The 20,009-nt window shown below is 54.3% G+C and carries 12 protein-coding genes; 7 read left to right on the top strand and 5 right to left on the bottom strand.

Annotation, left to right across the window (positions count from 1 at the left end):
• The first annotated feature begins 372 nt into the window (after positions 1–372).
• The 3 genes from ABD971_RS04625 to ABD971_RS04615 all read left to right on the top strand — a co-directional run bounded on the left by ABD971_RS04625 (position 373) and on the right by ABD971_RS04615 (position 5,580).
• Positions 373–2,874, top strand: coding sequence for a DUF1592 domain-containing protein (locus ABD971_RS04625; protein ID WP_345319883.1), 2,502 nt, complete (start codon positions 373–375; stop codon positions 2,872–2,874).
• Between the two features lie 76 nt (positions 2,875–2,950).
• Positions 2,951–4,306: a DUF1552 domain-containing protein gene (locus tag ABD971_RS04620; protein ID WP_345319881.1), complete on the top strand. Its 1,356-nt coding sequence runs from the start codon at positions 2,951–2,953 to the stop codon at positions 4,304–4,306.
• Positions 4,303–5,580 carry a hypothetical protein gene (locus tag ABD971_RS04615; protein ID WP_345319879.1) on the top strand — a complete coding sequence of 426 codons (1,278 nt, stop codon included), beginning with the start codon at positions 4,303–4,305 and terminating at the stop codon, positions 5,578–5,580. Before ABD971_RS04620 ends, ABD971_RS04615 begins: the two co-directional genes overlap by 4 nt.
• 834 nt (positions 5,581–6,414) lie before the next feature.
• Here ABD971_RS04615 and ABD971_RS04610 read toward each other — a convergent pair.
• From ABD971_RS04610 to ABD971_RS04595, 4 genes are all read right to left on the bottom strand, one after another.
• Positions 6,415–6,732: a hypothetical protein gene (locus tag ABD971_RS04610; protein ID WP_345319877.1), complete on the bottom strand. Its 318-nt coding sequence runs from the start codon at positions 6,730–6,732 to the stop codon at positions 6,415–6,417.
• Between the two features lie 74 nt (positions 6,733–6,806).
• The gene (locus tag ABD971_RS04605; RefSeq protein WP_345319875.1) at positions 6,807–7,229 is read right to left on the bottom strand and encodes a hypothetical protein; all 423 of its coding nucleotides are present in this window, start codon (positions 7,227–7,229) and stop codon (positions 6,807–6,809) included.
• A gap of 69 nt (positions 7,230–7,298) precedes the next feature.
• The gene (locus ABD971_RS04600; protein ID WP_345319873.1) at positions 7,299–7,565 is read right to left on the bottom strand and encodes a hypothetical protein; all 267 of its coding nucleotides are present in this window, start codon (positions 7,563–7,565) and stop codon (positions 7,299–7,301) included.
• Positions 7,566–7,695: 130 nt separating this feature from the next.
• Complete coding sequence (locus ABD971_RS04595) at positions 7,696–13,149, bottom strand: PAS domain S-box protein (RefSeq protein ID WP_345319871.1); 5,454 nt, start codon at positions 13,147–13,149, stop codon at positions 7,696–7,698.
• A gap of 788 nt (positions 13,150–13,937) precedes the next feature.
• Between ABD971_RS04595 and ABD971_RS04590 the strand changes: the two genes are divergently transcribed.
• The 3 genes from ABD971_RS04590 to ABD971_RS04580 all read left to right on the top strand — a co-directional run bounded on the left by ABD971_RS04590 (position 13,938) and on the right by ABD971_RS04580 (position 17,952).
• Entirely contained in the window at positions 13,938–14,366 is a 429-nt protein-coding gene (locus ABD971_RS04590) for an Hpt domain-containing protein (protein ID WP_345319869.1), read from the top strand.
• 718 nt (positions 14,367–15,084) lie between these two features.
• The gene (locus ABD971_RS04585) at positions 15,085–16,170 is read left to right on the top strand and encodes an HD domain-containing phosphohydrolase (RefSeq protein WP_345319867.1); all 1,086 of its coding nucleotides are present in this window, start codon (positions 15,085–15,087) and stop codon (positions 16,168–16,170) included.
• A 15-nt stretch (positions 16,171–16,185) separates the two neighbouring features.
• On the top strand, positions 16,186–17,952 hold the full coding sequence (locus tag ABD971_RS04580) for an HDOD domain-containing protein (protein WP_345319865.1): 1,767 nt from the start codon (positions 16,186–16,188) through the stop codon (positions 17,950–17,952).
• Between the two features lie 121 nt (positions 17,953–18,073).
• Here the strand turns inward: ABD971_RS04580 and ABD971_RS36015 are convergent, their stop codons facing one another.
• Positions 18,074–18,496: an ankyrin repeat domain-containing protein gene (locus ABD971_RS36015; RefSeq protein WP_425571257.1), complete on the bottom strand. Its 423-nt coding sequence runs from the start codon at positions 18,494–18,496 to the stop codon at positions 18,074–18,076.
• A 192-nt stretch (positions 18,497–18,688) separates the two neighbouring features.
• On the opposite strand from ABD971_RS36015, the gene ABD971_RS04575 reads away from it, so the two are divergent.
• The coding region (locus ABD971_RS04575; RefSeq protein WP_425571252.1) for a hypothetical protein at positions 18,689–20,009 on the top strand (1,321 nt) is incomplete at its 3' end.

Below are 20,009 nucleotides of genomic sequence, written 5' to 3'. Positions count from 1 at the left end.
CGACTTAGTGGCACGGCGGGACTCGTAGCCTCGTCCACTACAGAGAAAACACTTGACCCGCGTGATTTGTAACAAAATTCGAATGACGAAGGTATTTCCGAACGGTTCTTAAACCTCCTCTCCCACATTTTCCGCGGTCAAGCTTGGGGATGATGGAGGACGTCGCATGCGAATGATAGGGGCAAGAAAAGGACCGGAATTCGAGTGCCGCATCACTCGTGATAGTCAGGGGAAAATTGTCGAGGGTGGTCCGTTCCGCGGTCTTTTGCGTGATATTGGAACACACCACCAATCCACGTGCTAAAATGCGAGGCTCTATATACCTGCAAGTTCGGGGAACTTGATGCGGATTGAACGCAATTGAGAGGATCGATGTCCAATAGTTCTTCGCGACCACGATGTCATGCACTGCCTCAGGCTGGCCGCGGCCTGTGGACAGGAATTGTTACCAAAGTCTTTATTGTTGCTTGCACATTTTTTACTGTTGCGATGCCGGTATCGGCTGCGGAACCGATCGAAAGCTTTCTGCAAAAGCACTGCATTCGCTGCCATGGTCCTGAGCAGGAGGAAGGTGATCTTCGCTTCGATCGTTTGTCACGCGACTTCAAGTCGGGCCTTGATACGCACCACTGGGCCGAGACGATCGACAAGGTCAACAGCGGCGAAATGCCTCCGCAGGACGAGCCGCAGCCGACGCAGGACGAGCTCTCGGCGTTTGTCTTGCATCTCGACGCGCGACTGAAACAAGGCCGGGCGGCTCGGATGGCAGCGCGTCCCGCGATAGCCCATTACCGACTGAGCCGCCGCGAGTACCAGAACACCGTCTATGATCTGTTAGGCGTGCGATATGATCCGGCGAAACCGGGAGAGTTGAACGAGGATACGCTGTGGCAAGGGTATGAGCGCATCGGCTCGCAGTTGTCGCTGTCGCCGTCCCATGTGGACCGCTACTATGGGGCCGCAGAGATCGTGCTGGACCGCGCCCTCCTGCAAGCGGCCAGCGAGCCTCGCAAGGTTCGCAAGACGGCGGCCGAATTGCGGTACGGTGGCGGCAAGCAACAACAAGAGGCGTTGGACCTGTTTGGCATCAAGCGGCCGCTGCGTTACCTGCTGTTCCCCGGTCGGGTTCAGCCTGCACTGTCCGCAAACTGGCTCGGACACACCGGACCCGAACACAGCGGCTTGTACAAACTGCGTCTGCAGGCCAGCGGAATTCGTCCCCCTGGCGGTCAACCGGCTCATCTGAGTGTCGGCAATCAAACCAGTGAAGAGACCGTGGACGGCTTGATCGAATTCGACATCACCGCGCCGGAAGACAGCCCGCAGGTTTATGAGTTCGAAGTATTTTTGGAGATGCCCACCCAGCTGCATTTCTGTGTGGTCGCCACGGACGGGATCGATCGCAGGGGCGGTGCCGCGTTTCGCAACGCCTTGGTCAGTCGAGACGGCTACCTGTTCACGCACAGCAGCGAGACCCGGTTGCTGAACCCCAACGCCCCGCAGATGTTTGACGACCAAGGCAACGGGATCTTTTCCACCGTGCTGCTCGATTGGGTCGAATGGGAAGGGCCACTGGTCACCGAAGCGGAAAAATCGCGGCGTGAGGGCGTGATACCTCCGGACGATGCGGCGCCCGCGGAAGTCGCGGAGTATCTGCAGCGGTTTGCCGAGCGTGCTTGGCGGCGAGCGGTGCAGCCGGACGAACTGGACAACTACATGCAGTCCTACCTCGGTGAACGCGAGGCTGGCGAATCGATGACCGACGCCTATCGGATCGCCCTGCAAGGTGTGCTGACCTCGCGAAACTTCATCTATCTTGTCGAAGGCGATCCGACGCCACGGCCCCGACTGAACGACTGGGAACTCGCCTCGCGGCTGTCGTATTTTTTCTGGAGCTCGATGCCCGACCAAAACCTGTTCGCCGCCGCCAAAAGCGGCAAGCTGAGCGGTGAGGTGCTGAGCAACGAAGTGGATCGGATGCTGTCGGACGGGCGTATCAACCGCTTTATCGACGATTTCTCTCGGCAGTGGCTGCAGCTGCATCGTGTGGGGATGTTCCCGCCGGACAAAAAACTGTACCCCAAATACGACGACTGGCTCGAAGCCAGCATGCGAGCCGAGCCGGTGGAGTATTTCCGTGAGACGCTGGTGAACAATCTGCCGATCGACAGTTTTGTCGATTCGGACTGGACGATGGCCAACGCTCGGCTGTGCGACTTCTACGGTTTGCCCGAGCCGAAACGGGATGGCTTCCAACGCGTCTCGCTGAACCCCGACGATCACCGCGGCGGTCTGTTGACGATGGGCGCGGTGCTTGGGTTGACCTCCGATGGCACCCGGCATCGTCCGGTGCATCGTGGTGTTTGGCTCAGTGAAGCCCTCTTCAACAAGACTCCGCCGCCGCCTCCGGCCAACGTCGACCCGATCGAGCCGATTCCACCCCAAGGCAACAAAATCACGATCCGGCAACGAATCGAAGTCCACGCCAGCAATGCCAGTTGCGCCGCCTGCCACCGCAACATCGATCCCTTGGGCCTAGCCTTTGACCAGTTCGATGCGATCGGTCAGTGGCGGGCCCGCGAGCACGTGCCCACGGGCGTCGGCGAAGATCCGCTGGTGGACGCTTCCGGTGTGCTGCCCGATGGCCGACCGTTCGGCGATGTCGCCCAGTTCAAGCAGTTGCTGTTGGAGGACCGCGAACGAATCGCGCGGGCCTTTATCGAGCACTTGTGTACTTACGCTCTCCGCCGGGTGCTGACCGTGGATGATCAGGACGCCGTTGAAGCGATTGTCGATGAAGCGAAAGCCAGCCAATACGGTGTCCGAGACATCGTGCGAGCGGTGGCTTTGTCGGAATTGATCCGAACCCGTTAACCCAGCGGCGGCCCGGCAAACGCCGCCGCTGCCCGCCAACCGCACACGCCCCTCCTTCGTTACAAAAGGCTGAACCATGGGAAACTTCCTCTCCCAATCCTGGCTGCTCGATCGCCGACACGCACTGCGGGCCCTGGGGACATGCATCTCGTTGCCCATGCTGGAGTGCATGACTCCGCTGAACGCGGCCGAGCCCGCGGCGATGCCACGACGCAGCGCCTTTATCTACTTAGCCAACGGCGTCCATTCACTCAATTATCAGATCACCACCTCCGGCCTCGATTACGAGTTCTCTCGATCGCTCAAGCCTTTGGAAAAACACCGCGAAGTGATCACGCCGATCAGCGGGCTGCATCATCCGGGAGCCATTAGCCACCACCACAACTGCATTTCGGTTTGGTTGACCGGCGGAAAACTTGGCCCTACCGACCGCAATACGATTTCGGTGGACCAGCAGATGGCGGCCGTTACGGCGGAACATACCCGCTATCCGTCGATGGAAATCGCCATCACCCAAGGCTCGCTGGCCTGGACGGCCGACGGCGTGCAGTTGCCCGCAATGCGTCGCTGCAGCGAAATCTTTGCCTCGCTGTTCGAGGAGCCCAAAGGCGGCACGGCAGTGCAGCGGAGAGCCCTGCGGCGCAAGGCCAGCGTGCTGGATGATAACTTGGCCGAAGTCCGCCGGCTGGAACAGAAAATGGGCACTGCCGATCGGGGACGCCTGGACCAATACCTGAGTTCGGTACGCGAGGCAGAGATCCGCACGCGGCGGGCCGACGCCTGGCTCGACACACCGCTGCCGGAGATCTCCGAAAGCGATCGCAAGCGTACCAACCGCGACATACCTCAGACCCAAGCGGGCGACTATTTTCGGACCGTCTATGACCTGATGGTGTTGGCCTTCCAGACCGACGTCACCCGCGTCGCCACGTTCAGCCTGGGGGGCGAAGGCCAAGCGATCGCCATTCCGGAAATCGGCATCACCGAATCCCGCCACCAACTCAGTCATCACGGCGGGGATGAAGGCTATATGGAAAAGCTGACCAACTACGACACCTTCGCCATCGAGCAGTACGGCTACTTCCTTTCGCGGCTTGAGGAAACCAAAGACCTGAACGGCCAGCCGCTGCTGGGAACGACGATGTCGCTGTTTGGCAGCGGCATGTCGTACGGCCACAGCCACGGCAACGCCAACCTGCCGCTGGTGCTAGCCGGTGGCTCGGATCTGGGACTTCGGCACGGCAGCCACCTGGACTTCAATCAAGGGCACTTTGGTGGCTACGAACTGGACCAGCCCGGCAAGCACTACAGTCTTTGCAGCCGTCCCGCGAACCCGGACGCCCACATGAGCAATCTGCTGCTGATGATGGCCCAACGGATGGGAGTCGAGACCGACCAGTTTGGCGACAGCAACAAGGTGATCGAACTATGAATCAGCTCCGATGCTTCCAGATGATCGTCATGATCTGCCTTGCCGCGTTCCTGCTTGCGCCGTTTGCGGCGGCCGAGGAAGAACCGTTCCGCCCCCAGCCCGGGAAGTTTCCACCGATCGAAAAGGCGCATTCCTACCGGGGCGAGTTGGTGTTCGTCGATCACGCCAACCGTCGCGGCAGCATTCGCGTCGAAGGATCGGGGATGTTTTACCGCAACGATCCGCACCCCTTCGCCATGCTGCCCTACGGCATGGTCCGCTACCACGGGGCGCCGGCGGACCTGCGCGACATCCCGCTCGGCACCGTGCTGCACGTCCGAGCCTTTCTGCCGCCTGACCCCAAGCTTTCCCCCGTGCCGGTATTGCCGGTCGACAACAAGACCAAAGACGCGAACCACAATCGCGGCGCCGGCATCTTTCCCGCCGAAAACCATGTCCTTTTGCTGGAAGACGAACCCAGCCACTGCCAGCGGGAAGGCAGAGTCTGGAAGCTGCAAGAAATCGACATTCAGAACAACCAAGGGACGATCGTGGCTCGCTGCGAACCGCACGATGGCGGTGAAACGGAGGCCGCTGCGGAAACAATGTCCTTCGATGCCGCCACTCGTCTCTGGCGCGGACGCGAACGGCTGGAAGTCGAGGAGCTGGTCGCCGAGGGCAGTTGGCCTGCCAGCGGAAAGAAGAGCCTTGACGACGAGCAAGTGCTTTTGGGGATCAGCTGGAAACCGACGCCCGGCGGCGTGTTCGCTCGGTTTCATATCTCTGACATCTGGCTCGATGAAACCGCGATCAAGCGTGCCGCTCGCAACCAGACCGAGACGCACAAGGCCTTCATCCGCAGCCGCTGGATGCCCGCCTGGGTCGACGCGGTGGAATACGGCACGTTCGGCAGCGCCAAAGTCACCGCGACGCTGTTCGGCGGCATGGACGAATCCCTGTACGCCGATTTCAAGGCTGGCGAACACGCTCTGATGAATGCGGTCGAGAACACTTTGAAACATACCCACGGTGCCTACGGGCCCGCCCACATGGCCTGCAAGGGACCGATCCTGGACGTGGTCCGCATGGATGGACAGCCGCCGCTGGGCAGCAGCGGCATCCAAATCCAATTTGAGACCGACCTGATCATCGAAGGCATCCGCCCAGGCCGAGTCGTGCGAGTGCGTCCGGCTGACTGGCCCCAGGTCAACGTGCCTCGCGAGGAATACCTCAACATCGGATCCTCCAGCACCGAAGAACGTTTCCCGACCCCTGCCATCTTCCCCAAATATTGACCGCCAAGCCATTGTCCCGCCGTAACTTGACCGTTCCGTCAAGCGATTGATCCAACAATCGGTTCGCTGAAGTCATTCAGATGCAAAGAGATGCTTGTAAAGAACATAGGAAGTGTGGTAGCAAATCGATGGTGACCGCGATCCGACGCCGAGGTTATCCACCCCGCTTCCGCAGCGACAAGCCCCGGTCGGAGCGGCGAGCCTGGCGGAAATACTCGTGACGGACACCTCCCGACCGGGCCAGACCTTGTCGTAGAGGGAGCCGACGTCCGACGCGCATTACCAACGAAAAAAGGCCACAAAACACTAGTGTTTTGCGGCCTTTTTGAGAGTGGGCAATACAGAACTCGAATCTGTGACCTCCACGATGTCAATGCCGGATAGACGCTCCAAAAGTGCGGTATTTACTGTGTTTTAGACGCTTTTCAATTCCAGGAAATGCACGGTATGGCACCGTTTTGCACCCATTCCGTGCACAATACCGTGCACGGGTCGCATCGAAAAATAGGAGGTTTTTGCACGACACTTTTGCGGGTATCGTGGAGGTTGGCGACAGCATCCCAAACTTCGCCGTTTACTTCCAAACATGGCAACGCAACGGGAGTTGCTTTCAACCGATCTTCGAGACATTGCGGCCGTTGAAAAAGAGGTCACTGCTCAGATCGCACTCTTACCTTCTCGCGGCACTGACCGTCAAAACAGCTATTCCCAGAAACGTAGCTATGCCTGGTCGAGGTACCACTTAGACTTCGAGAAGGCAAATGACCGCACTACTACTAGCCTGTTCGGTACGATCGTTTCGATAACCATTTACGTCCATGGTTCACCAGAGGGTCACCGTGCCCCAATCAGCGACGCAATTGTCAAAAGCAAGAAGCCAACGAGCAGAACTGCCAAACCGAAAATCATTACTAAGAAAAGGATGTTTCGCATGTCAGAACGTGCCGGTAGCGGTCCTTTGAGCGGTGGCGGCTTTACTGCAGTATCCGCCCCTGCCCGTCGTAAAACCTCATCTTCGGGATAGAAGTGAATCACTTTTCCCTGGGCTTTATCGCCGGCTAGCAAAGCTGACCTGCGTTCGTCCAACTTGCGGTAATGTTGTGCCTCGTAATGGAATTCTTCGCCGACATCGACGTTAAAGTATTCGTCCATTATTGCTAGTCTGCCTTTGGTGCCCTTCTGGGCTTGCAACTCTGTCCAACTTAATCAGCGTGCCACGCGAGAATTTACCTCGCGTCATCGGCATCTGCTATCAAGCTCCATTTATGTTTTACGGACATCTGGGAGAGCCAAGTGACGGCACACCTTCGCAGGATGTAATTGTTACCAAGGCTCGTATAAACTAACCAACGGTCTCCATGGCGTGCCACTTCTGCATGATTTCCACAAATTGAAAGAATCGCCCCGATAATGATCTCTAGACCGTTCTCTTTGCCCAAGTCGTCTTCGTGCCCAGAAAGCGGACGAAGAATTAAACGAGTAACTTGCGACTTATTTGCATGCTCACCGAGTGATTCTTGCACCCGTTGACGAAGATGTTCCTGATGCGATCGCTCATCTTCATTTCTTGCGTTTCGGATCAACATCCGAGCAGTTTCCAGCTTTTCGCGGCAGGGCTGATCAGGGAAACTGAAGATATCGTGTTGCATTGGCATCCTTGCAATCGCGGGTAAGCGGCTATTGATGGGACGTTTTCTGTAAGATTACAATCCGACGCATTAGATTGCTTGAGGTTCCCAAATGCATTCAAAAATCCTTATGGATGATTGGTTACATGTGTGGAGATTACCATCGACAAGCAGCACGTCGACGCGTAATTCAGTTTGCTTGCCGCTAAGTTTGTGTGATCCGCCGAAGTGATTTTTGATTTTTAATCCAGATAACGCTGTCAGTGCCTTCTGTTCATCGAATTCCGAAGGATCTTTTTCGCAAACCGTTCCACCGTCGTACTGTTGAACATCCTCGGGCGGAGTCCCGAAATTCATAAATTAAGTCGTTTTTCAGCTTTGCCAAAATTGTCGGTCGCGAGGCCCTGTGGCATTACCGTCAATGACGTCATCGATGGCAATTTTGACCACGGTTGAATGAGATGGATTTGCAAGCCATTGGGTGCCGCTAGGGGACTTCGTCGAGCAAAGGCGATGACGAAATCGCGGGACTGAGGAACTTGCTAAGGGTCATTCGTAACTGATCGCCATCGATCGGTTTCTGCACGTAGTCGTCCATGCCGGCTTCCAGGCAACGTTCGCGATCACCCGTAAGGGCATTGGCCGTGACAGCCACGATCGGTATGTGTTTCGGTAAGTTTGCGTTTGCCTCGCGACGGCGAATTTCTTGCGTGGCGGTAAATCCGTCCATCTCAGGCATTTGGCAATCCATTAACACCAGATCATAAGGCCCGTGCTCCAGTATCGATAATACCTCTTCCCCATTGGCGACGATATCGCAGGTACAGCCCAGCATTTTCAGCAACTCCACCACATACAACTGGTTGATCCTGTTGTCTTCCGCCACCAGCAGATGGCCCGTCAGTTTTGCGGGCATCAGTGCCGACGACACCAAATGCGATGGCTCGCGTTCTGTCCCTTCGTCGGCATCGGACGGAAACAGCAGCGACGTGATCACATCAAACAAATCGCTGGGACGCACGGGTTCCTGAAGCGTTGCGTCCACGCTGCGGGACAGCATACGTTGCGCGGACATTTCTTCATCTGGCGTTAAGAGTGCAACCAATCGCCCGGAACAGAGATCTATTAGCGTTTGCGATGCATCAGGTTCATCTTTTATCGCTTGAAAGCTGCTGAACACGACAACGCTGGCCGTGCGTTCGACCGTCAAACTCTGGAGGATCTGAAGTGATTCCTGGAAAGTGTTCACATGTACGTAATGGCAGCCCCAGTTCGTTACGCACTCGATAATCTGGGCGAGGCTGCCAATGCCGTCGACGACCAATATCTGCGTCCCTGCTAGGGACTGCCGTCTTGCGCTCTGTATCTCAGGCTGTGAGATCACCTCCAGAGGAATCTCAAACCAGAATGTCGACCCTATGCCAACTTGGCTTTCAACGCCAATTTCGCCACCCATCAATGCGACGAGTTGCCGGCATATCGAAAGCCCCAGCCCGGTTCCTCCGAAATTCCGCGTGGTTGAGCTATCAACCTGCGAGAAAGGCTTGAACAGGCGATTCATTCGCTCTGGTGGGATGCCTATTCCTGTATCGGTGATCTCGATCCGCAAACGCGATTGACCAGATGAATGTTTGATTCGATCGCCAGCGATTGAAACACTACCGGACGAGGTAAACTTAATCGCATTACCTATTAGATTGACAAGGATCTGTCGTAGGCGATTGTCGTCAATGCGGGCCGTGACGCAGGCTGCTTGCGAGAGCTGACAAGAGAGGCTGAGCTCATTTTCCTGAGCTGAACTTGAGAAGAGTTCAATCACGCCGTAGACCACCCGTTCGAGTTCGCACTCTCGCGAATCAAGTTCCAGTTTGCCAGCTTCGATTTTTGAAAGGTCCAGCACGTCGTTGATGAGTTCCGCCAGTAACTTGCCGCTTGATGCGCAGGCCTCGACAAACCGGCGCTGACGGTCATTGAGATCCGTTTTAAGCAGCAAGGTATTCATTCCTAGAATACCGTTGAGGGGCGTCCTTAGTTCATGGCTCATCGCGGCCAGGAATTCACTCTTGGCGAGACTCGCCTGCACCGCCTTCTCTTTGGCTTCATGCATTTCAACTTGTGCCTCCTTAATTTTGGTGACGTTCTCATGGGCGATCACAGCGTGCGGTTGCTCGTTGATGTAAACGAGTTTCATTCGGCAGATAAACCAGAGTCGCCTATCAGGCGTATGACATGCATACTCCTGATCCCATGAAGAGCGTTTGCCTGCCAATATTTCACGCAACGCTTTGGCGACGGAACTGGCGTCGCTATCGCCTCTTTTTGCTGCGACACCACACACATCCAAATAGTTGACGTCTTTGCTGACGGACTGGGGGGAGGCCTGATTTTCCTCGGCGAACTTCCGCCAAGCGGCGTTCGTAGTGACGATGTTCCCATCGCAGTTGACCACCGCGATATGAGCCGAAAGCGAGTCTAGCGTGACCTGGTTAAACCGTTCGCTCTGCTTCAGTTCCAGAGACCTATCTCGAACGCGATGCTCTAGGGTCAAGTTTAAATCAGCAAGCATGGCTTCGGACTGCTTGCGAGCAATGCCTTGCGCAATTGAGTCGGCAGCCCTAGCAAGGCAATCCAGGGTTTCCTGCTCTAAGTTCTCGTCAGACTCCATTGCGATGACACCGACACAGCGATCTTCGACCATGAGCGGGTATCCGGCGAATGCATCCAATCCTTGAGAAGCTATCGAATCCGGAACGCTGTCAAATTGATCGCTTGCACCTGGGTAATCTGGCACCAAAGTCGTTAGGTACGGAGCCTTCTCCACCGCAATCCTGCCGACTTTGTGGCGACCGAGCGGCACGCGGGCGGATGCTACACCCAAACGCGTGTTGGTACCTGCACTCGCTTGCAGTTCCAGCAAACCTTCCGACTCGTTCAATGTCCAAATCTGCGCACTCGATGCGTTGAGACATTTCACCATCGCCTCGGTACAGGCTTTCAACATCTCTGGCAGCGTTGTCGCCTGGGAAAGGGCAATCCCCTTGGCTGCACTGAATTCCGTGTGCCGAATATGTCGTTGTAGTTCCCGCTCGCTCCGCTTCCGCTCGGAAACATCACGGCACACGACCTGAATCTCCAGCTTCGCGCGGCTGTAGTAGGACGCCCCCTGCACATCCACGTCGATGACGCGTCCGTCCAACGCGAGGATCCTGGCTCCAATAACCGGCACGCTCCCCGGCTCCGATAGCAACTGTGCGACTTGTTGGCGGACATACTGCTGGTCGTCCGGGTGAAAAAATTCTGTCGGAGAACGTCCGATGATTTCCTCGTCCGATGACGCCCCGAGCAAATCGACGCCAGCCTGATTGATGAATGAGACACGATTGTCGCGGTTAATAAATATCATGTCCGGAGATTGTTCGACGATGGAGCGATACCGCTCTTCGCTTTCTTGCAGAGACGATTCGATAAGTTTGCGTTCCGTAATGTCGCGAGAGACACCAATCACTCCAATAACGCTGCCGTTCGGATCCCGAAGAGGCGCCTTCATCGCCAGGTAACTGCGAGTAACGCCTCCTGCAGTTAATTTCTCTTCGATCGTATGTGGTTGATTGGACTGCATCACCATGCGGTCGTTCTCCATCGCAACCCAACCGTGTTCTTCGCCGAACAAAAAAACATCATTCTTCCCTAGTACTTCATCACTGATGCGTCCGGTGAGTTCGGTAGCGGCTTTGTTAAACAGTAAATACCGTCCCTGCAGATCCTTGACAAAGATCGCATCCGTCGTTCCATCAGCGATGGCCTGCAGCAATTCAGTCGTTCGGTGCAATTCCTGCTCGGAACGCAAAGTCAGGGTCAAATCGCGGAGGTAAGCAGCAAACAGTTGTTCTCCGTCTATTTCCGCCGGAACCACGGTTAATTCAATTGGAAATGTTTCTCCATTGGATCGCTGGGCAGTCGTTCGAACGCGCCGGCCAACGATGCGTTCTTCGCCAGTAGCCAGATAATGAGCCAGTCCGCGTTTATGTTCTGCACGGAGGTCGTTAGGAATCATCAGTTCCTCCACCGAGCGTCCCAGGGCCTGCGCCCGCGAGTAACCGAATGTCTGCTCTGCGGCACGGTTGAATTCGACAATCTCCCCAGCAGCATTCATGGCAACAATGCTATCGAGGGACGATTGCAATAATGCTTGGTTGAGAGATTCGCTACGGCGAAGCGAGTTCTGGATGCGAAGCTTTTCGGTGACATCTGTCGCCAGGACAATACAGGCGCTGCGTCCCTCCAAGTCCAGCCCATGCGTCATAATTTCGACGTCGATAAGGCTGCCATCTTTCTTCCGATGCCGCCACAAGCCACGATGTTCGAATGCCGCACCTGATTCGTCGAGCATTTTTCGCAACTCTGGCACATCCTCCTCGGGACGAATGTCCAAGATCGTCATCTGCATCAATTCCTCGCGGCTGTATCCATACTCGCAAACGCTCCGGTCGCTGGCAGCTAGATACTCAAGTGACTCGCGGTCATAGACAAATAGCGGCGCTGGAACGTGTTCCAACAGCGTCCGATATCGTCTCTCGCTCGCTTTCAGCTCAGTGCGGGCCTGATCCCGCGAGATCGCGATCCTTGCAAGTCCACAGGCGCATTCAACGCATTTCAATTCGTTCTCATCAGGTGAACCGACCTGTTCTCGCAATGCCACGAAGACCCCCTGCACCTTGCCATCGCTACCAACGATAGGTTCGGCCCAACCTGATTTCCATTCGCGACCGCTGGCGTGCAGGCGTCGCTCCACAGCCGATTCCGCTGTGTCCAAGTCGTTGATGACGACCCGTCGTCCTAATTGGACGGCCTGCCGAATCCAGTCGACCTGCTTGCCACGACGAGGAACATTGAGCGTCTGATCGAAGTCGTCTGGCAAATTGCGTTGCGAGCCGAATTCAAAACTGTCGCTCGTGGCGTCGTACAACAGTATCCCGAAATAAGTCACCGCAACTTCCTCAGTGACAAATCTCGCGATCAGTTCAGCCGTATCCGAGAATGTCGATTCGGAGGCGATCGATTCGAGAACTAAGTGGCCGCTGCGCAGCCACCGTTGCTCTTTGGCCAATTCCTTGGTCCTCTCAGTAATCCGGCGTTCCAAATCGTCATTGAGTTGCTGCAGTTTTTCTTCTGCTCGCCGTAGTTGCGTAACGTCTCTCGCCGAGGCAAACATTAATCCATCATGCTGCGGCGAACTGGTCCACGAGAGAATCCGCCACGAACCATCTTTGCATTGATAGCGATTGTCGAATGCTACAACCGACTCACCGTCTATCTGTCTGTTAACGACCTGTTCGGTGGTCTTCCGATCCTCAGGATGAACAAAATCGAGAAAGCGACGGCTGAGCAACTCCTTTTCGCTCCAGCCAAGGATACGACTGAACGCAGGATTGACACGTTTGAAGTAGCCGTCGATGCTGGCGACGCATAGAAGATCGACCGACAGCTTAAACAGTTGGTCACGTTCACTTTCGGCCTGTACTCGGTGACTTATGTCCTGCGCTGTTCCTAGAAAGCCGGTGACCGCGTCCGATGTGTCACGAATCGTTGAAACAACAAGCTGAACTGGAAAACGGGTGCCGTCTTTGCGAATGAATGTCCACTCTCGCGGCTCCTCGTTGTGGCTCATCACCTTCCTTGAGAACACCTGAAAATCAGCCGAGATTTCTTGGCCCAATTCCTGTGATAGTTCCGCCGCGCGCCGTACGATCTCGTCGTGGTCGTGCCAAAGTTCCGGAGTATGTCGTCCGACAACCTCCCCGGCGTTCCACCCCAGTTGTCGTTCGGCCGCCGCATTAAACATGCGTACAGTGCCGTCGAGATCGCAGGCAATCATCATTGCGCCCGCCGCGTCGAGTATTGCCGTTAAATCGGGAGTGAACGGCTTTTTCTTGGAAGGCATGCTTCTATTCTTGTTGAGTAAATCATTGTGCGGTCTGGTTTGAGCCAGCTCTTTCTCAATAGCAGCGAAGTCATAGTCGCAGGATTAGATCTTCAGCGTTGAGGTTGCTCCCCACCCGCAAAAAAAGCTAGGCTGTTCGTGAACTCGTATTCGTAGTATCGCCACCGTGAGTGGGTTGATGTGGATTCGTGAAGATGACGACTGCCCCGAAGCCTTCGCGTCCGTCTCTCAAGCCGCTTTCCGCGTGGCAGTCGAGCGCATTGACGCCAGCACGGATACAGGCATGAGTTGTCGACTTGGCGAACATTGAAGTCAACGGGTACTTTCCGGTATTCACTTTGCGAAGTTGGGGAAACTCGAAACAGCGTGGGCTCACAATTCGAGCTCTGTGGATCACCGATCAACACAGTCGCAAATATTAGCCAGCAATCGTAATGCCAATTCAGACAAAAGGCATTTGCGATGGGCTTCCATTTCCAGCGCATGAGGTTGAATCCCAGCATCCGTTAAGTTGCCATCCAGTCTCGACAAGAATCATATTGCTGGTTTGAGGATTCTATTCGACTCCGACTAAGTCGAAAGTTTTGGTGGCTCCTGGCGGTCCACCTTGAACCCGACTGGTGACATTCCTCCTGCTTCGATTTGCGATTTATTTTAGTTTCTTACTGCAAACATGCGTGTGCAAACAGGCATAAGCCGCACAACAGGCACATCATCATAACAAATGCTCCCGATCCATCTAGGGTTTCCGGATTGTCCGGAAAAGGAAGCCTATCGTTGAGAACACGATGAATCTGTTTTACACGGTGAGCAGGAGAGAGCTACCGATGAGTTCAATTACTTTATCATCAGCTGCAGGCGGTCCCACTGAGGTAGCCATCGACCAAAAGGCCTTACTGGCCCGGTGTAGTGGAAATCTACATTTCGCTGCGTCTCTTCTTTCCGAGTTAGAGCTCACTGGAGAACAATCGGTTCGAGAAATTGCTGAATTAGCCAACTCAGGCGACCATCAAGAGGTGGTCCGGGCCGCTCACGGCTTGAAGGGGGCGGCAGCCATAATGGCTGCAGAGCCTCTGCGAGCCGTAGCTGCGGCAATCGAAGAAGCTGGAGAATTTGAAACTCAAGATACTATTGCGTCCCTTGTCGCGAATTTGCAGCAGGAAATGGCAAGGTGTTTGGAATTCGCCCGGGATTTTCGCGAGCGGGTGATGGTATGATGCCAACCGAAGTTCAGGCAGTAGTGCGCAACATCGTCTACCTTGAAAATCTTTATCGGTGATCAACGCGATAGTTTGCTGCAGCCACCTTGCGAGAAAAGTCGTCTTTGACGGCGACAGTTCAGTGGGAACATTGCTTTTTCTCGCCGTCTAAGTCAAGATCGGGTGTTGGAGATGGCTGTTTGAATGGGGGCCGCCGTGGCAGCCAAGCGTGCGCTATCGCAACTTTGCTTACCGATCGGGCGGGCAATCGCCAAAGCGGTGCGTTTTATTGCTAGCAACCTCGTCTTATTGCTTTTGGAAATAACGCAGAAAAGATGCACGCAACTCCCTATTTAAATGTCGACAAAATTTGCTAGCTCACTCAATCACCAACAAGGCGTTGCTAAAGATGTCCCTCGAGAGATAGGCACGGTAACGTACCAAATCAGCCAAGAGTCCAGTGTGAGATCACCTGTGATCTGCATCTGACGGGGCAAATAATTGAGCGAGAGAAATAGCTGGGCGAGGCCCTCCTAACAGTAAACGTCGATTGTCGATCACTTGGCGTTGCAGTTCCATGTCTTCTGTATTTTAAAAGCACTTGGGGTGACCAGGAAACTTCGCGTAAAATGAATAAAGAGAGCCTTGCGGAAAAAGAGTTTAGTTGCGCCTTTTTGCACCAGGTTTTGGCTCCGTAGCAATCTAAGCTGAGCTATACTCACTGTAGGAGATTGTAATGAAAGTTCTAGTAGTCGAAGATGATGCGATCTCGAGGGAGGTTGTAGCTCACGTTCTTGCTAGTGCAGGATACGAAGTTGTCACTGCAAATGATGGGTGCGAAGCGATTCAATCCATTGACACGAACGGGGATTGTCAATTGGTGATTTCGGATCGTGACATGCCAGGAATGGATGGCATTGAGCTGTGTCGTGCGCTACGTGCAAGGAATACACGAGGCTATATCTATTTCATCATGTTGACCAAGTTAGATCAGCCGAATGATAAGATTAAAGGTTTGGCATCCGGGGCGGACGATTACATATCTAAGCCCTTTAATTCAGCCGAACTGTTGATGCGAGTAAACACTGGGCGAAGGATCATCGGTCTGGAAACGCGTGACATGGCGATCTTCATGTTGGCCAAGCTTGCAGAATCTCGTGACCCTGATACAGGAGAACATCTAGAGCGAGTTCGTAATTTTGCAAAAGTTCTTGCCACTCGGATGCGCGAAAGGCAACCTCGGCGACAAGAGCTAGATCAGTTATTCATTGACCTTATCTACGACACGAGCCCACTGCACGACATCGGGAAAGTTGCGATTCCCGACAGCATATTGTTGAAACCAGGCAAACTTACCGCTGCAGAATTTGAGATTATGAAGCAGCATACGATTGAAGGAGAGAAAACCCTCCAGGCGGCATTGGATGCGTACCCCAACGCACGTTTTTTGCAAATGGCAAGGGATATTGCCGTCTCACATCACGAGAAGTTCGATGGCACTGGATATCCATATGCCCTTTCTGGTCAAAAGATACCGCTGTCGGGACGGATCGTGGCGGTCGCGGATGTGTATGATGCGGTAACATCAAAACGTGTTTACAAAGAAGCGTCTTCGCACGAAGTAGCGAGGTCTCTCATTATCGAGGGCTCGGGGTATCATTTTGATCCAGAGGTTGTTGACGCATTCTTGGAGTCCGACCGCGAATTCCTGGCGATTAAGTCACGGTTCGCGGAATCGCCAGCAGAGCGATGCAGTTCGTTAGGCACTAAGGCTATTGGAGATCCGGCGAACTCAATCGCACTTCCGGCGAACTCGACGTAATGACATCAAAATAAAGTGGGTATTGAAATGGGTGGCACACAGATGCAATGTCGTGCAGTTGTTGTCGACGACGATTCAATTGCTAGGAAAATGATGGTCTTCGCGTTACAACAGGAGGGCTTTGTTTGCCATTCTGCTAGTGACGGGGAAGAAGCGTTGCAACTGCTTGAGGATCGAAGGTACGACCTCGTCGTGACGGACCTAATCATGCCGCACAAAAACGGTCACGCTCTCGTGGTTGAAATGCTTGGGCTTTCTAAACGGCCATTCATCGCTGTGCATACCTCGGTTGTAGTGCCCGCAATCACAAAGGACTTGGTGAATCGAGGTGTCGATGACATTGTTTTTAAACCTACCGACTACGCTGCCTTCGCAGCAAAAATGAAAGTCTTGGTTGAAAAACGTGTCAATCATCATCGGTTGGAACTGTCGGGGAAGGCCCTTGAGTCAAGCGATGATCTTGAGCGGAAAGCGGATCCGACTTTAGACGCTAACGCTGGCAGAACGAAGGAAATAGTCGGAATTGCTGGTGTGAATGAGTCGACCACAAGCGTTCCGCGATTAGACAAATCTTCAGCTGTGAAATCCCTGCAATCTACGGAAATTGAATTTCTACCCTTTTCGCATTTCGCTCTGGAAGCGTGTCGGGTCGCCTGTGAGGAAGACTCCGAAGCTGAAGATATTGCTGCAGCAATTGAGCAAGAACCGGCACTTACAGCTGCGCTTCTGCGATTAGGGAACAGCAGTCTTTACAATCGTACAGCCAGCAAAATTTTAAATCTAGAAGACATTATTGTTCGAGTGGGGCGACGCTCGATAGGGGAGTTAGCGCTAGCGTTAGATGCATGCGATGCATTGCGTGTAATGGGCATACCTTTCTTGGATGTAAAGCTTGCTTGGAAACGCAGTCTTGCGGCTCGAGTCGCTGCAAAACTTTTGATGTCTCAGAGAGTGGGTATGAGCACGCGTGCTGGAATCTCGCTAAGTTCAGCGATGCATCTTCTTGGCCGAATGATGCTTGCTAAAAAGTTTCCAGAAGAGATGGTCGCTTTAATCGAGCTCGCCAACCAGACCGGGGACGCATTGACAGAACTGGAACGACAGGCGTTTTCTGAGAGTCAGTCGGCAATGCTTGCGAGACTATTGTCAACTTGGAATATCCCGCAGGATATCATTGGTCCCTTGGAGCATCTCGATTCGAATTATAGCGAGTTGGTTTCGTTAAACCGCGTCGATCGAGACAATGCTGAATTAGTGAAAATCGCTGTATTAATTGGCTGGCTTGCCGTAGGGAAATGGGAACCATGGGACCTTGTAGAGATCCCACCATCAAGCGTATTTCGACATCACTGCAGCACTTCGCTACGGGAAATTGTCAATCGAACTCGCGATGGACTTGCCGAAGCGTTGGCGGGATTAGGAGAAAAGTCGTCGCCCCAGGTCCGTGGCACAAAAGAGATAGCATTCAATTACCGCTGCGCCGGAGGAGCCGACATCGATTTTATCCGGGAGATGCTGCCCTCATTGGGGGTGGTCGCAGGACCTAGCGGTCGGAGTGACCCGACTGTTACCTTGGTTAACGGTCTCGATGCATCACCCGAACGAATAAACACGCTCATTCAAGCCAGGGAGCGAAATGAATGCGTGTTATTGACGGTGCCCGAGTTACAAAAAAGTCTGACAAGCGGGCCTGCCGTCGTGCTTTTTCCATGTACATTTGGCCGTCTGGCTAAATCCATACAAGCACTGAATGTTCAGAGAAGCGAGGCCAGAACTCACTGATTTGAAAACGTTAGGGGCGGTTCGTTTTCTAGTTTGACAGGCACCTTCATATTTCTTCAAAAAGTCGGGCAGAAATATAATTGTCTCGCTGTACAGAATATCGTGGCAGCATGATCCGCGTCTAACAAAGTACTGGTGGGACTCTATGAGCGCCAACTAAGAATTTCCCGTTACGGAATCTGTGGTTGCAACGGAAAAGACAGTGAAAGGTCATCATTCGTCTTGATGCACCACGTGTTACTGGTCCTTGCAAAATGCACCGGTGAATGAACGTCTTCATCGACTGCTCGTGGTCGAGCATTGTCCTGACAGCTATGGTGTGACCTTCGGCGGCGGCGTTGTGAATTGGCGTGTAGAGCTGATTGTTGCTGATGGTTGCGGTTGCGTGGTTAGTCAGAAGCAGGCGGATCACGGGCATGTAGCCTTTCGACGCGGCGATATGGAGTGGCGTGTTGCCTTGATCATCGGTTGCATCAGGGTTTGCGTGATGATCAAGGAGGATCCGAGCCATAAACTCGTATTTCTCTTTTACAACGTGGTGCAAAGCCGTGCGTTCCAGTTCGACAGCGGCGCCGACCAAGGAGACAATAACCTTACGAGCCAAACGTCTTACGTTGATAACACAAGCTCGCGGATCACGTCATTTACGTATGACTGGCGAAACCGACGAGTAGATACCGATGGAGAACTTGATGCATTTCAACGCGTCACCTACGACAACCTCAACCGAGTCGTCATGTCGGAGCGATTTGATGCCTCGGCAGCCGGAAACTTAGTAGCACGCAGTGAAACCAAATATGACAATCTAGGGCGGATTTACGAATCCATCCGTTACGGGGTCGACCCAAGCACAGGTACCGTTGGCAACCCCATTACCAGCAACTACTGGTTCGATGCCGCTGGCAATCCGATCAAATCTTTGCCGGGTGGCGCGAAGAAATTCACCAAACAGTCCTACGATAGTCTCGGGCGAGTCGTCATCTCGTACGTTGGCTTCGGAGATGACACCACCTATGCCGACGCGGCCTCGGTGACCGGAGATGTAATCCTCACACAATCCGAAACCACCTACGATGACGCCGGAAATAGTATCCAGTCGGACACCCGCCAACGTTACCACAATGCACCGGCCGCTCAGACCGGAGCCCTTGGCTCCCCGACCGTCACCCCCAATGCCCGGATTCAGTATTCGGCAAACTATCCTGACGCACTCGATCGATTGGTCGCGACGGCGGAATATGGAACCAACGGCGGTGCAAGCTTGACTCGCTCTGCCACGATTCCGGCCAGTAGTGACACCACACTCGTCTCACGCCAAATTTACAACCATGCCGGAGAACTGCGTGATTCAATCGACCCAGCAGGCAAAGTGCTGCGAACCAGCTACGATGCCGCCGGACGCCTGACCGAGACGATCGATAACTACGTCGCCACGGTGCCGTCATCCAGTTCCAGCAGCGGCGGTGGCTGTGCCGACTCGGACGACCTAAATCAGACGACTCAGTTCACCTACACAGCCGATGGGCAACTCAAAACGCTCACAGCTATTAACACATCAACCGGCAACCAGGTGACGCAGTACGTCTATGGCTCGACACTCAGCGAGAGCGACATCGCATCCTCAATGCTCCTGAAAGAGGAGATCTATCCCGATTCCACGGGACCAACCGACCAAGTTTCTTACACTTACAACCGCCAATCGCAGCGGACCAGCCTAACCGACCAAAACGGCTCAACCAGGCAATTTGATTACGATGCCCTGGGGCGGCAGACGCAAGACTGCGTGACCACGCTTGGGGCAGGCGTCGACGGAGCAATCCGAAGAGTCGAGCAGAGCTATGATGTTCGCGGCAATGTCTCGGCAGTGACCTGCTATAATACAGCAGCGATCGGTAGCGGATCGATCGTGAATCAAGTCACTCGTGAATTCGATGATTTCGGAAACGTGACGGCCACCTACCAAGCGCACAGCGGCGCGGTCAATCCCGCCTCCACACCTAGCGTCGGTCGCTCGTATACCGATGGCAGTGGAAATGTGCTTCGCCCCACCGCCACGC

The organism is Novipirellula rosea, from assembly GCF_039541335.1.
Classification (GTDB): domain Bacteria; phylum Planctomycetota; class Planctomycetia; order Pirellulales; family Pirellulaceae; genus Novipirellula; species Novipirellula rosea.
This window is presented reverse-complemented; position numbering and strand designations above follow the sequence as displayed.